This is a genomic window from Dorea sp. 210702-DFI.3.125, assembly GCF_020560945.1.
GTDB lineage: Bacteria > Bacillota > Clostridia > Lachnospirales > Lachnospiraceae > Dorea > Dorea formicigenerans.
In genome coordinates this window covers 33,453-46,904 of the sequence record NZ_JAJCNF010000007.1, presented here as the reverse complement: position 1 = coordinate 46,904, position 13,452 = coordinate 33,453, and the positions used below count along the sequence as shown (strand labels likewise).

At 36.3% G+C, this 13,452-nt stretch carries 15 protein-coding genes; 3 read left to right on the top strand and 12 right to left on the bottom strand.

Annotated elements, in window-relative coordinates; genetic code table 11:
- Positions 1-29 precede the first annotated feature (29 nt).
- The 4 genes from LI164_RS05085 to LI164_RS05070 are packed head-to-tail and all read right to left on the bottom strand — an operon-like array spanning position 30 to position 3,947.
- Positions 30-752 (bottom strand): hypothetical protein, encoded by a 723-nt coding sequence (locus tag LI164_RS05085; RefSeq protein ID WP_227086840.1) that lies wholly within the window; start codon positions 750-752, stop codon positions 30-32.
- On the bottom strand, positions 749-2,650 hold the full coding sequence (locus LI164_RS05080; RefSeq protein ID WP_227086839.1) for a recombinase family protein: 1,902 nt from the start codon (positions 2,648-2,650) through the stop codon (positions 749-751). The genes LI164_RS05085 and LI164_RS05080 overlap by 4 nt, the downstream gene beginning before the upstream one ends.
- Entirely contained in the window at positions 2,637-3,638 is a 1,002-nt protein-coding gene (locus tag LI164_RS05075) for an AAA family ATPase (RefSeq protein ID WP_227086838.1), read from the bottom strand. The genes LI164_RS05080 and LI164_RS05075 overlap by 14 nt, the downstream gene beginning before the upstream one ends.
- Positions 3,639-3,947, bottom strand: a complete 309-nt coding sequence (locus LI164_RS05070) for a helix-turn-helix domain-containing protein (protein WP_167338123.1) — start codon at positions 3,945-3,947, stop codon at positions 3,639-3,641. It abuts the gene before it with no gap.
- 310 nt (positions 3,948-4,257) lie between these two features.
- On the opposite strand from LI164_RS05070, the gene LI164_RS16285 reads away from it, so the two are divergent.
- Positions 4,258-4,440 (top strand): helix-turn-helix transcriptional regulator, encoded by a 183-nt coding sequence (locus LI164_RS16285; protein ID WP_180214205.1) that lies wholly within the window; start codon positions 4,258-4,260, stop codon positions 4,438-4,440.
- A 154-nt stretch (positions 4,441-4,594) separates the two neighbouring features.
- Here LI164_RS16285 and LI164_RS05060 read toward each other — a convergent pair whose 3' ends face one another.
- The 3 genes from LI164_RS05060 to LI164_RS05050 form a co-directional block, all read right to left on the bottom strand.
- A complete protein-coding gene (locus tag LI164_RS05060; RefSeq protein WP_227086837.1) occupies positions 4,595-7,174 on the bottom strand; it encodes a hypothetical protein in 2,580 nt (859 codons plus the stop codon).
- Between the two features lie 80 nt (positions 7,175-7,254).
- Complete coding sequence (locus LI164_RS05055) at positions 7,255-7,608, bottom strand: hypothetical protein (protein WP_227086836.1); 354 nt, start codon at positions 7,606-7,608, stop codon at positions 7,255-7,257.
- A gap of 3 nt (positions 7,609-7,611) precedes the next feature.
- On the bottom strand, positions 7,612-8,556 hold the full coding sequence (locus LI164_RS05050) for a ParM/StbA family protein (protein WP_118329472.1): 945 nt from the start codon (positions 8,554-8,556) through the stop codon (positions 7,612-7,614).
- 268 nt (positions 8,557-8,824) lie between these two features.
- Between LI164_RS05050 and LI164_RS05045 the strand changes: the two genes are divergently transcribed.
- Positions 8,825-9,445, top strand: a complete 621-nt coding sequence (locus LI164_RS05045; RefSeq protein WP_227086835.1) for a helix-turn-helix domain-containing protein — start codon at positions 8,825-8,827, stop codon at positions 9,443-9,445.
- Between the two features lie 74 nt (positions 9,446-9,519).
- On the opposite strand, the gene LI164_RS05040 is transcribed toward LI164_RS05045, so the two are convergent.
- Positions 9,520-9,897, bottom strand: a complete 378-nt coding sequence (locus LI164_RS05040; RefSeq protein ID WP_227086834.1) for a VOC family protein — start codon at positions 9,895-9,897, stop codon at positions 9,520-9,522.
- A gap of 92 nt (positions 9,898-9,989) precedes the next feature.
- Positions 9,990-10,475, bottom strand: a complete 486-nt coding sequence (locus LI164_RS05035; protein ID WP_227086833.1) for a hypothetical protein — start codon at positions 10,473-10,475, stop codon at positions 9,990-9,992.
- Between the two features lie 198 nt (positions 10,476-10,673).
- Here LI164_RS05035 and LI164_RS05030 point away from each other — a divergent pair, with 198 nt between their 5' ends.
- Positions 10,674-10,880, top strand: a complete 207-nt coding sequence (locus tag LI164_RS05030; RefSeq protein ID WP_118618550.1) for a helix-turn-helix transcriptional regulator — start codon at positions 10,674-10,676, stop codon at positions 10,878-10,880.
- Positions 10,881-11,074: 194 nt separating this feature from the next.
- Here the strand turns inward: LI164_RS05030 and LI164_RS05025 are convergent, their stop codons facing one another.
- The 3 genes from LI164_RS05025 to LI164_RS05015 are packed head-to-tail and all read right to left on the bottom strand — an operon-like array spanning position 11,075 to position 13,451.
- A complete protein-coding gene (locus tag LI164_RS05025; protein ID WP_227086832.1) occupies positions 11,075-11,509 on the bottom strand; it encodes a helix-turn-helix domain-containing protein in 435 nt (144 codons plus the stop codon).
- On the bottom strand, positions 11,506-11,847 hold the full coding sequence (locus LI164_RS05020) for a DUF6050 family protein (RefSeq protein ID WP_227086831.1): 342 nt from the start codon (positions 11,845-11,847) through the stop codon (positions 11,506-11,508). The genes LI164_RS05025 and LI164_RS05020 overlap by 4 nt, the downstream gene beginning before the upstream one ends.
- The gene (locus LI164_RS05015) at positions 11,844-13,451 is read right to left on the bottom strand and encodes a recombinase family protein (RefSeq protein WP_227086830.1); all 1,608 of its coding nucleotides are present in this window, start codon (positions 13,449-13,451) and stop codon (positions 11,844-11,846) included. The genes LI164_RS05020 and LI164_RS05015 overlap by 4 nt, the downstream gene beginning before the upstream one ends.
- Position 13,452 lies beyond the last annotated feature (1 nt).

Below are 13,452 nucleotides of genomic sequence, written 5' to 3'. Positions count from 1 at the left end.
CTCCTTCCAAATTGAGCGCACTTTCCCTATTATCTGCATGAAGTCAGTTCGACGTACCCCTCACACATATTTATTTCTAACGCCTTCTTATGTTCTTCTACCGGTAAGCCAAAGGAATCTTTCCAATCACTTGGATAGAATGGTATTCTGTTTCTCTTTTTTATTGCCTTTTCTTCGTCTGCAATCGCAGCTTTTTCTTTATCTGACAGTGTTTTTTCCTCCTGATTTACTGTCTCTGGCAATATAGTTCCTTCTGCTACTTTCTTTTTACGTTTTGTATCCATAAATATTTCTGTTTCTAACAAGTCAAAAACGTAAATAGTTTCACCTTCATGGGTTATTTTGTGTCCAAGTATTTTATAACGACAGTCCATGCTCCATCCCATCATATCATACAGCATTGCTGAAAAAATCTTATTGGACATTTTCCTGCTTTTTCTCTTATCAGGCTTTGCAATGCACCACCGCAGAGCATCTTTATCATTCTCTTCGCATTTACGCACTACCATACGTTTATCTTCTGGATTCACTAATATCTGTATGTAAACTGCATCTTCTAAACCAGCGATGCAGGCTGTATTAAATGTTACACTGTCTCTCCGGATCACAACTGCCGGTTCTCGCAAATGAGCAAAAAGTTCCCTTCTGACTACCTGAAACCCATCGTAGCTGAAATCCTGTGCAAGTTCCAGTGCTTTCTGATCTATATTTTCTGTATTTTCGTTTCTGTTTTCTAACACTGTTTCACTCATACTGCACACCTCATTCTATCTATCATCCCTTGTGCCTGTTCATTTAGCCTGTTCAGTAAATCTTCTGATATTATATCCATTCCCTCAACAGCTTTAGCTGGGCGCAATACATCCCATTCTCCATAATAAGTAACTCGTTCCAATAACACTATATCCCCTGCAGCACATCCGAAATGTCCTGCCCACGTTTCCGGATAAAGTGTCCGATACTCCTTTGGTCTGACTTTCTTTTCTTTTTCTATAACTGCTGTATCTTCTTTTTCTATCTGCTCATTCGTCTCCACTATTTCGTCTATCGAAGGTTTCTCTATAGTTTCCTGTTGGATTATCTCTGGTTCTTCCAGATTAAAAAGGAAAATCTGTTCATCGACAGATTTAGAATACTGACCTCTAAATCGGTATTTGCAGTCTCCATTCCAGTCCATCAATTCATACAATGGCTGTGAAAATCCCCTGCAGCTCTTGGGAAGTACTGCCCATTTCCCTTTTCTTATCGTTCCCCATCTTACCGCATTGACATTATCTTTTTCACAAGGTCTGACAGCAATAATTTTCTCAATCGAATTAAAGAGTATCTCCACATACTCCACATCTTCAAATTTCTTTAGACAGGCAGTGTTAAATGTAAGCTGCCCATCGGATATAGTCATCGCCGGATCTAATCTAGTGGAAAAAAACTGTGCCCTGACGATCTCATATCCAGATAAATCAAACTTACTTTCTATATTTTTCTCCGCTAAATTCTCTCCTCCAGCGTTCTTTTCAGTTTCTTCATATACGCTCTGGCTTGCCTGTTGATAATCATCACCAGTAAATCCAGTCCAGGAACGATTAACTGAAACAAATCCCTTTAAAGCACCTGAATCTACTACTTTCAAATTCGGAAAAGGGAATCCCTCTTTCGCATATCTGGTTACAGACAGCATTTTTTGTGCCGCATTATAGACTTCTCTGTCTACAATCGCTTCGTGATGATCATTCTGACGATACTGATTTCTGTCGTGCCGGTTCTTTTTTGCTTTGTGATCCAGATAATTTGGTGTAAATGTCTTTCTTGAAAGCACATCACCACAGTACCTTTCATTTCGCAGTAGATTTACAACTGTACTGCTACTCCACTTCAGATTACCACGCTTTGTTTTCCGCTTTAGCTGCATCATAATTTCTGCTATTTCAGAGGTCGGAAATCCATTAAGAAACAAATAATAGCACAATCTCACTGTTTCTGCTTCTTCTTCGTTTATCACAAGGTTTCCATCCTCATCTTTATCATATCCAAGCAATTTTGGTGTAAGAAAAATTCCCCTGGAAAATCTCTGCTCTATGGATATATTCATAATCTCGCTTTTTGTATGGGATTCTTCCTGTGCGGCTGCCGAAAGAACTGCCAGCATCATTTCACTGGTATTATCAAGAGTATAAATATGTTCCGTTTCAAAGAATACGCCTACTCTCGGAACCATATTTGCCAGTTCACGAACCTTAGCAATACAATCTACAATATTTCTTGCAAATCTGGAAACACTTTTTGTAACGATTAGATCTATTTTCCCGGATTTGCAGTCCTCTATCATTCGGTTAAACTCATCCCTGTGCTGTAAGGAGGTTCCGGAAATTCCTTCGTCTGCATAAATTCCAACCAGTTTCCATCCCTGATGTTCCTTTATCATATCCTCATAATGATTTTTCTGCAGTTCATAAGAAGATATCTGGTTCACATCATCTGTAGACACACGACAATACGCACATACCCGTTTCTCCGTTGTATCTTCAAATAACTTTTCTTTTGGTTTCGCCGGAATAAATTCCAATTCGCTTCGATCAACACCTTTATATCTTTCACGAATCCTATTCTTCTGTTCTTCCCGGCTATTTATTTCTTTTTCATATCCGTTCACCTACATCACTCCCATTTAACTGCCAATACCATTTATCTCCCAATTTATAAGATATAATCCCCATATCTTTTTTTGCTTGTTCCACAGTACGCTTTCCAATTCCATTTGCCCGCATTTTATCAAATATATCTGCACATGCCATATCTGTTCCATTCAATAACAATCGCAGATAATCCTTTGCCTTGTCCAATTTGCTGTCCGTTCTTGGTTTACGCACCAGAATATCTTCTACTTCATATTCATCCTGCCCTATCCATCGGAATCCATAATCCGGATTTAATTCAAAAACATAGGCTTTTCCTTCTGGTGCCAGATTATTTTTAATCTGAAACATTACACGATGATATGGGATATTCCTGTCCCTTCCTACCAATAAGATGCTCCTTGCCACTGCAGCTATGTCTATACTTCCAAGACCTCTGTATATGCCTTTTGCACGATTGCTTTTATTCATATGTCCAATCAATACAACTGCACATCCTGTCCGTTCTGCAACTTTTACAAGATTTCCAAGAACGGAACGTACCGAATTTGAACGTTGCATTTCCCCGTCCATTCCTAAGTATGCCTGAAGGGGATCAATAACCAATAATTTTGCCTTTATACCTTCAATCGCCTGTGCCAGTCTCACATCATTTAATAAAATAGGTTCTTCATCAGACTGTTCCAAAAATGCGATCCGACTGCAATCTGCTCCTGCTGCTTCCAATCGTGGCTTGATTGTATCTTCAATCCCATCTTCTGCCGCCTGATAAATTACATTTCCCGGTATCCTGTCCCCGCTTCCATCCGGCATAGCATCTCCATTTGTAATAAGTGCTGCAAGCTGCATCATCATTGTGGATTTTCCTTCTCCTGGATCTCCTTGCAATATCGTTATCTTTCCATAGGGAATATACGGATACCATAACCAATCAACTTCTTTTGATGACACTGTATTGTAATATGTAATTCTATAATCATTTTGTTCCTTTTCATTTTGAGCCATCTATAACCCTTCCAGCTTTTTATTTTTCTCTGTCATATCTGCAACCAGTTCTGTAATTGTTTGTATTTCTTTTGGTGTAAGACCAGATACGTCAACCGTTCTTTTACTTTCGCACCCCAGCAGATAGTCGGTACTCACTCTATAAATTGTAGCTAATCTGACTAAAATTTCATAAGAAGGCTGTCTGACATCATTTTCATAGGAACACATTGTATTTTTATTTACTCCAACCAAACTTGCTACCTGATCCTGCCGCAAGCGATTGTTTTGTCTTAATTGCTTTAATCTATTTCCTAATGATTCCATCATGTGCATCTTACCTTTCTATGCACTATGAAAATTTTTGATTTTACAGTATTTTAGTATATTCTATCAATTTATAGTTCTCGTTTGGGGAACTGCGGTTCCTCTTTCGAGAACCAGCCAAATTTTCAGACTACAATGCTCTATACTATTCTTAATCCATAAATACTGTTTTTTATTATCTTCTCAATTATATAGTATCTAGTGAATTTATTCACTATATTTTTGCATTTTTCCCTACTTATAATTAGACAATCAGGAAATATTTTAGAAGGGCGGGAACAATGTGATTGATTATAGTCCATTATGGGTAACAATGGAAAAACGGAATATATCTCAATATTATCTCGTCAACAATGGCATCGACTATCGAACTATGCAGCAACTTAGAAATAACCAGAATATCACCGCATCTACTATCGAAAAACTTTGCCGGATCTTATCTTGTACCCCAAATGACATTTTAACTTTTACAGATGATGATACACATGATAAATAACTGTCGGAACAGATGAATCCGGCAGTTTTATTTTGCAACATTGCGGTCTTGCGGTGTTGCGGTCTTGATGAAAAATACCTAAAAGCAGCAAAAATGCAGGGATTTCTCTTCCTGTCCCTGCACTCTTGTCATATTATATTTAATTCTTACTGTGCTATGCTTTCTCCCGACAAAACCATACAACATCTTTAGGCTTGAACTTTATGTATAATTTAAAATCAAATTCATAAGCATAATACTTTCTTCTGATACACTCCACTGCTCTCTTTTTATCTAGCAAAACACCATCCACATAATAAAATTCTTTGTATTTTCCAAGTCTCTCTAATTCTCTGAGACATTCCTGTTCTGTTAGATTCTTCATTCTTGCTTTTGAAATTACAAATTTATAACTAAAATTATTCTTCTTTGAGTAAATATGCTCATTTATACCATGCATCCTGCATATCGGTATTGCATTTTCTTTTTCCCTAAGCTGCTTATATGTCTGAGATTGAACATACCTTGCAAGCGCCCAATCTGATGTGTAAGAAAAATTACGCATTGAATAATCTGTTTCTTCTATAAGTTTCAGAACATTTTCAATACCTTTTTCATCATAAGAAATACTTAACTTCTGACACTTACTCTTTATAAATCCATTTAATGCTTCTTGACCACATGTTTCTACTAATCCTGCAACAGTTTTTTCATGATCAATATCTGAATTATCTGAATAATGCATAATTCCGGTTATTTTGGTATATCTTATGTAAAAATCCATCTTATCTTCAGGATTCCATCCAAAAATTTTATTTCTTAGCATATTTTCATCCACATATCTTGCAATCATTGTCGTGTTTAAAGAGCCTTCTTCATCTGGCTCTGAACCTGCCAGTTCTGTATCCACTAATTTTATTTGTTCATCTTGAATCCAAGCATAAATACATTGCTGTTCCATATCTGCAATATCATAATTATGATTATAGAGTTCCCCAAGTTGTTTACACTCTTTTATAAATTCTTCCTTTAATAAGCCTGTTTCTTTATCAAAAAATCCATTTAATAACTTTAGAATAGCATCCTTTTCAGTTCCTAGCATCCCATTCCATTGAAAAAAATCCGACAATTTGTAAAAACATCCAATCAAATCATAATATTGGCAGTATAACATAAAGAGAAATTTTACATTAAAATCCTTCGTCCATATTTTGTATTTAGCAATAATAAAATCTGTATTCGCCTCAAACGTATCTGTTACTGAAATATCTTTAGGAACTCTGTATTGAAAACTTATCAAAATATTTTCTAGGTTTTCTTCTAAAAGGAATGATGCTCTTAATCCACTTATCATGTCATCCGTTATTGTTGTGTATAAAAGATTTCTTATTTTTTTTCGATACTCTTCCGTACGCACATCCATTTCACAATATGCATAATAATAAATCAACTGGAATACCATTGATAAAAACAGAAAATAATGCATATCTTTTTCATATTGATTTTTCACTGTTATGCTTCGAATAAATAGTGTATAAATTTTTTCCTGTTCTTCTATATTATCCGTATTCAATATATACTTGAGAATTTCCAGAGCGACTTCTTCTTCAACCAATAGTTTTCCATCTTCACAATTTCTGGAAAAATACAGTAATTCACTTAAATAGCTTTTTAGGGTTTGATATTTAATCTTTAGCGTTGCTGATTCATTTTTTATCAAAACCCAAAAATACCGATATAATATTCTTTTCCAGTCATAATCTGTTATGCTCCCATCTTTATATACTTTTAATGCACACAGAGACAAAACTTGATTTCTATAATCGTTCTTTTCTAGTTCTTCGTCATTGAAATACTTCATCTCCAGAATTGGTTTTAAATATAAATCTTCCTTCCAATAACCGTACTTTGATACTCCATTAAGCATTTTTATGCTTTGTTCAATCATCTTAGAGTATCCAAACTCTGTACTTATATTGCAACAGACTTGCTGAAATCTAGTTTCAACAAAATTCACCTGCTCCCATGGTAAATTCTCTTTATTATCAACACTTTGTATTAATATAGAATATAATTTACATAGCTCTTCCATTTCTTCCAAATTACGTTCTTTACAACTTTCTATTAAGGCATTAGTCAACGTATTGACATGATATGAGATTTTCCCATTTTTATTAAAATCCCTTTTAACAAGGCTTCCATATCCATTTTCTAGTGTTTTGTATACAGATTCATCATTAATCATAATGTCAAAAACAGAATATGCCATACATCCCGCCGAAAAAATAGTTGCAACTAGCAAACATATCATGGTATTAACACAGCTCACTCTAAAATATAGGCTTAATAGCACAATGCCTAATACAATCTGTAAAAGTGATGTTTTTATATATATCCTTAAATTAATACGCTTTTTTACCCCATCAAATGTCAACAATTCTCTTAATTTGTATCCATAAAATTTTTCTTGTAAAATACCTGCAACCAATGCAATTATAGAAAAACTAAGCAACCCAACCGACACTACAGCTGCAAAAATATAATCCATATATGATTCAGTCACAGTGAATTGCGATACACCAGTTAATTCTACTCCTATATCAAGAATAATTCCAAGAATTATTATACAAGACGATATTTTCAACCAATTACAATAAAGTTTTTCTTTCATACTGTCTCTCTTTGTTTTAACAATGTGCAATAAATCAGCTTTATTCCATCTCATATATTTTTCCCTTTCTTCAAAATTTCCCATAATTCATTTATATTCTACCATATCTACAAGCGTAAAAAAATACCGCTGAACATTCTTTTTCCCTTGTTCAGCGGTATCTTCTAAAATCCATTCTCAAACATCGACAGCCCTGCCATCAGCATCCCTTCATCCATATCCAGTCCATCGCTCTGTTCTTCTTCAATCACTTTCCCGGCATCTTCTTCAACAACTACACTCTTTTTTATCTGCTGTATAAAATCCGTATCCTGCAACAACTGCTGTTTTAATTCCTCCACACTGACATTTGCATTATTATAGGAAGAAACGGGTACATTTTCTTTATGCAGCCACGCATAAACCAGTTCTGTAATCAGTGCTGTTTTGCACCTTTTCTGTGATTTCAGATACCTTCCGATTTCTTTCTGCCGTTCATTATCTTCATTAAATATCAATACAACCCGTATCTCTCCCACGCATTACACCCCCTGTCTCTTCTGGATGTGTAATGCTGTCATTTTCTCATATCCTACCGCATTTGCCCGGATGTCCTCGATAAACTCTATATATTTAAAATCAGAAGATTTTTCAATCTGCTGTTTCAGTAACAGGCTACCTCCACCAAGAAATACTGCCGGATTAGTTCGGAAATCTGGTACATACGCATGGAGTTTATTGATAATTCTCTGCATCCAGTCCCCTGCCATTTTCTGAATCTCTCTTACCACTTCTTCATCCAGAATCGTTGCTTCCTGCATTAATACCTGCTCTACGTCTGAGGATTCCAGATGGATACCGTAATTCTGCTGAATGGAATTAGAAATTTCTGAACGGAGAATCGCCATTCCAGATCTGTCACTGACACGAACTGACAAATCCGGCTGTCCTTTTCTGATTACCAGTAAATCTACAGTTCCGTCTCCAATATCAATGCAGTTGACCGTCCGGTACTGACGGAACAGGCTTGCTTTATAGCACATGACTGCCGCAAAATTTTGAGGACTTACCAGAACATCTTTCAGGTAACAATTTACCGGCTTTCCATTGAATCGGAAAGAAATTCCATGTTTTGAATGTTCCATAAAGTATTTTTTGAATCCCGGAGCCTGCTGTCCGAAGTCTGCTGGTGGCAGTCCAACTCCCAGCACAATATCTTTGCCGGATAAAGTGATTCCTCTTTCCTTTGCTTCCAAAGCCAGTGAAAATAAGGTCAATATAAAGTAATCTTCATCCACTGTCTTATCTGCTTTGAATGGCATCCTTGTTTCTGATAACGTATAATACACACCGTTGTATTCCAGAATATCCTCATTCATAAATCGTCCTGGTTCAGAAGTATATCTTACCAGACCACATGGAAAGTTTACATGTACCCCTTTCATATTTCCGTTTCCATGATCAATTCCCATAATAATTTCTGCCATATCCTATTCCATCCTTTCCTGATCATCTTATACTTAACTGTTACTTAACTTCAAACCGTTTGATTTTCTGCATCTTTTTTCATATTTCTTATGACAGTTACGTATAAGTTTACTTGTACTTTTGTGTCTGTTATGTAAGTTATGTGTTACTTTTGTATCTGTTATCATTATATATGTCACATTTGTATCTGTCAATATTTTTTCCAAAACTTTTGTGGCACTTTTATTTAAAAATGTGATATACTTTTGCTATTGGAGGACTTTGCCTATGAATACAGGAGAAATAATCAAGTATTTTCGTCTGGCTCGTAACATGACACAGGAACAACTTGCACAGGACGCTGAGATCAGTTTCAGTACACTCCGCAAGTACGAAGCCAATGAACGTAATCCGAAATATGAACAGCTTTCAAAAATTGCTGATGCATTAGGTATCAGTGTGAATCTCTTTATGGATTTTGAAATTCAGTCTGTATCCGATCTGTTTTCTATTCTGTTTAAAATGGAGGGACAGGCAGATTTAGAAATTGCAACCTCAAAAGATTTGGCAGATCTATCTGAAGATGCTCTTTTTCTGCATTTTAAAAATGGATACATCAATCACATATTAGGCAATTACCATGCTTCTATTGAAAGTATCCAGGACATGGATGCTCAATATCGTGAAAAAGCTCTATCAGAAATCCAGAACAGATTATTGGATGACAATAGCAGTATCCATACTGACAGTCCTGCTTTATCTGCAGATTCCGGTAAACCTGCACTTTCTCTTTCTTCTGCTGACCAGACTTGGTTTGAATTATCCTCTGACTGCTCTGATGAAGAAAAAGAACAAATGATAAAAGCTGCTTCCTTTATAAAAAGCTGTCTGCGACATTCCGATAAATAAATCTTTGCACAAAAAAGACAGATGTGGAAGTATTTCATTACCTGCATCTGTCTCTTTCTATCCTATGCTATTTTCTACTCATGAATTTCCAATGGAAGTCCATCTGGATCATGGAAAAATGTCATTTTCTTTCCGGTATAATCATCTAGGCGTACCGGCTCTGTTTCAATTCCTTTTCCATTCAATTCATTTACTGTATCATCTACACTCTCAACTTTAAATGCCAGATGGCGTAATCCCAATGCTTCTGGATAATTTACACGAGCTGGAGCATTTTTTATGATAAAAAGTTCTATTTCCTGCGGCCCACACGCCAGATCAATCTTGTAATCGTCACGTTCTTTTCGATAATTTTCTCTGATCACCTTAAATCCAAGCAGATCCACATAAAAATGTTTTGATTTTTCATAATCACTTCCAATGATTGCAATATGATGAATGGTATCGAACATAACTCTCTCCTCCGTTTTTCATATGTTGATATATATTTTTCTCACATTTTATCACAGTAACGATACATGTGGAATAGTCATTTCATATCCATTTATTTTTTTAATTTTTCTGCCAGTTCAAACCAAAACTCCAATTCAACGACATCTTTTTCTCCATGTTTTCTGCTGCCAATACCTACCCAGTCCGCTTCATTTAACAGATTCTTCATTGTTTCCTTATCTTCCAGTGCTGATTCACCATCACTCAGCAACCAGATATATCCCGTCTGCATTTTAATAAGTGCGGACATGTCTGGAAATGTCTGAATCTTAATATTACATCCTGAGATTTTTGAAAACTGTACTGCCCGTTCTGACAGATATATAAATCTCTGATATTTTACAGGATTGATGATCTGATATTCTTCTTTCTTTTTACGCTCTGCTTTTTCCATAATCGTTCTTGCTTCCTGGAATAATTTTTGATGTTCTTTTTCCCTTTCCTCTACCGAAAGTGACTGTTCATGCTCATCCTGTTCCTTCTTCATCTGCTCATACATTTCTGTCTGTTCATCGTAGTAAAACTTTTCAATATTCACTTATATAACTCTCCTCCCACATGCACCCATCAATCAATTCTTACATTACTCGACTTTATTTTCCTTTATTTTACATATCCCTCGATCAAATTATATCTCTTATGGTGAAGATGTCCACCATATTTTTTATTTTATTCGACAATTATAATTGAAATTAATGGTATTTTATGCCAAAAAGCAAAGAAAGGCGGGGATACCTTGATTGATTATAGTCCATTATGGGAAACCATGAAAAAACGCCAAATTTCCCAATATGCCCTGATTAACAAAGGAATTGACAAGCACACCCTCGATCAGCTCCGGAAAAATCAGAACATCACAATCCTTACCGTTGAAAAACTGTGCAATATTCTTAACTGTACACCCAATGATGTGTTCGCTTTCAAAGATGAAAAAGATTTGTAATACCGTCATAGTATAGCAATATTTCTATGGCGGTATTTCTGTATATGACAGGGCAGAGAAAAACCGCAGGTGAAAATTCCTGCGGTTTCTATTTTCTCATACTCTTTACATTTTATTTTTTGTTGGTATCGGAACAAATTCCGGTTTTAGCCGATAAATCTTTCTGTGTCATATTCTGACTCTTGCATATATTATTACGCATGTTCTCTACAATATCTCCACTGCATATATTCATCTTCGGAAATCATTCCCTGCTTTTTCTTTCCTCTGATTGTTCCCCACTGATAAAGGAACTCATTGATTTTCTTATTCTGCAGATTGATCACGACCTCGCCTGTCCTGCCATTTCGTTCCAGTTTCATTTCCGGGAAATAATCTTCCAGTATGAGCAGGCGATATATCATATCATCTTCACTATACCCTTTTGGAGCAGCCAGGCATTTCGGATTAACAAACAACACTCTGGAAATCTTTCCTAGAATTTCTCCTTTTGGTGTCCGCTTTCCCGTTTCATACTGTGCAATTCTTGTCCCTGCACTTCCCTCTCCGATTCCAAGAGCTTTTCCAAGTTCCTCCTGTGTTATACCACGCCACTTGCGTACTTTTTTAATATTCTTTCCTGTACTCATATTCTGTTTCTCCCTTCTCTATGTCGTACCAAGCAGCTTAATGGAAACATTGTTACATACCAGACTGCCCGCACTACAATCACTGCCGCTAACACAAATCCAAACAATGCCCCAATTATCACACAAAAAACTGCCATTCCTACCGTTCCAGACAAACTCCATCTCGTTGGTACAATGATAAACATATATGGAATCCCAACAGGGATACCATACACTAATATAAAACGCAACCAGTCCACACAGCCATTTTCCATATATATGTACTGTCCAAGCCATGTAAGTATCCCCATCAAAATTAATGGCATGATTCCCTTTTTTATAAAATTACCTGCCGTCATACTGCCACATCCTCCTTTTCTTCTCTTTCAATTTTTTCTGTCATTTCTGCAATCAGATCATCAAACAGGAACCTAATTTCTATTTTTTCAGCATCATAAATTATGACTTCATCTATAAATGTTTCTGCTATATGTCTTGTCATTTTATCAAATACTTCTGCCTGTTCCGCTTCCTGCTTTACGACCTGAATTTCTTTCATCAGTTCTCCATCTTCTGTTGTGATCGTCAGAAGCCTCTCGTATTTTTCCTGTATTTTATCTATTTTTTGATTTAGCTCTTTTTTTACTTTCAGATAGCATTCTTGGTCTGTCATTCCTTCCGCATATGCTTCATACTGGCGTATCCGTTCTTCTCTTAGTGTTTCCAGTTGTTTTTCCATTTCTTTTTGTATTGCCGGCAGATCCGTCTGTTTATTTTTTTGTTCTTCCTCAAGTTTTTTTGCAAGCTGTTTAAATATCTCTAGCTGTCTGCGAAGTGCATTTAATACAATTCTCTCAATCTTTTTCACCTTGTGCCTAGTCTTATCGCAAGTAGACATTTTTCCTGCTGCTGATGTATGGGCACAGTACACAACTGGTACTGCCCCATAGTTATACATCATTTTTAATTTGCAATTTCCACAGGTTACTTTTCCTTTTAGTGAGAAACCAGAATCCTGGACAAACCCCCGTTCTTTCTGTTTTCCTATAACGCTCTGTGCATCTTCAAATTCTTCATGTGTCACAATTCCCTTGTGGTGATTTTCTGTAATGAATTGCTGATGTTTTTTGGTTCTTCGCCGTTCAGTGCTTCCTACTCGGATATTGCTCGTCTTTCCTTGCACCAATGCACCCGTATAAGTGTAATTACGCAACGTCATCCAAACCATCCTTGCATCCCACAGCCATTCTTCATCTGCTACTTTTCTGTTCCAGACAATATTTTCTTTTCTCTGCTTTCGGAACTTTCCCGGTGTCGGAATACCTCTTTCATTTAATTCATTTGCAATCATTAATGTGCTATAATCCTGCAAAGCCAGTTCAAAGACCAGCCGTATGATCTTTGCAGGTTCCGGGTCTATTTCCCACTGCTGTCCCTCTCCTTTTTTATACCCAAATGGGACACGACCATAAGTAGAAATACCTTTTTTCCACTTCGTCTGGACGCAGCTTTTAAACTTTTTTGACAAATCCCTGCTATATAAGGTATTGATAAGGTTGCTGATACTCATCTCCAGACCCATCGTATTTCCAATATAGTTATTACTGTCATACTGGGAATTGACTGCAATCACACGTACACCTAAGATGGGAAATATCTGTTCCAGATAATCTCCCACGCCAATATAATCTCTTCCTATTCTGGATAAATCTTTTACAAGAATAACATCTATCTTCCCACGTTTTGCATCTTCCACCATTGCCTGAAATGCCGGACGGTTAAAGTTCGTTCCAGTATGCCCATCATCGACATATTCTGTAACATCCCCATCCAGTTCATCCATAGATTCTACAAAATTCTGTAAAATCAATCTCTGGTTTTCAATACTATTGCTCTCATCCTTATTATTTTTACCAAGATCACCATCTGCCAGTGACAGTCTTAAATAAAATGCCAGCTTCATA

Excerpts from the sequence above, each read along its gene's own strand:
- LI164_RS05050 (WP_118329472.1), bottom strand. The coding sequence starts at position 8,556 with ATGGCAGAAATTATTATGGGAATTGATCATGGAAACGGAAATATGAAA.
- LI164_RS05045 (WP_227086835.1), top strand. The coding sequence starts at position 8,825 with ATGAATACAGGAGAAATAATCAAGTATTTTCGTCTGGCTCGTAACATG.
- LI164_RS05020 (WP_227086831.1), bottom strand. The coding sequence starts at position 11,847 with ATGACGGCAGGTAATTTTATAAAAAAGGGAATCATGCCATTAATTTTG.
- LI164_RS05015 (WP_227086830.1), bottom strand. The coding sequence starts at position 13,451 with ATGAAGCTGGCATTTTATTTAAGACTGTCACTGGCAGATGGTGATCTT.
- LI164_RS05085 (WP_227086840.1), bottom strand. The coding sequence starts at position 752 with ATGAGTGAAACAGTGTTAGAAAACAGAAACGAAAATACAGAAAATATA.
- LI164_RS16285 (WP_180214205.1), top strand. The coding sequence starts at position 4,258 with ATGGAAAAACGGAATATATCTCAATATTATCTCGTCAACAATGGCATC.
- LI164_RS05075 (WP_227086838.1), bottom strand. The coding sequence starts at position 3,638 with ATGGCTCAAAATGAAAAGGAACAAAATGATTATAGAATTACATATTAC.
- LI164_RS05070 (WP_167338123.1), bottom strand. The coding sequence starts at position 3,947 with ATGATGGAATCATTAGGAAATAGATTAAAGCAATTAAGACAAAACAAT.
- LI164_RS05040 (WP_227086834.1), bottom strand. The coding sequence starts at position 9,897 with ATGTTCGATACCATTCATCATATTGCAATCATTGGAAGTGATTATGAA.
- LI164_RS05060 (WP_227086837.1), bottom strand. The coding sequence starts at position 7,174 with ATGGGAAATTTTGAAGAAAGGGAAAAATATATGAGATGGAATAAAGCT.
- LI164_RS05025 (WP_227086832.1), bottom strand. The coding sequence starts at position 11,509 with ATGAGTACAGGAAAGAATATTAAAAAAGTACGCAAGTGGCGTGGTATA.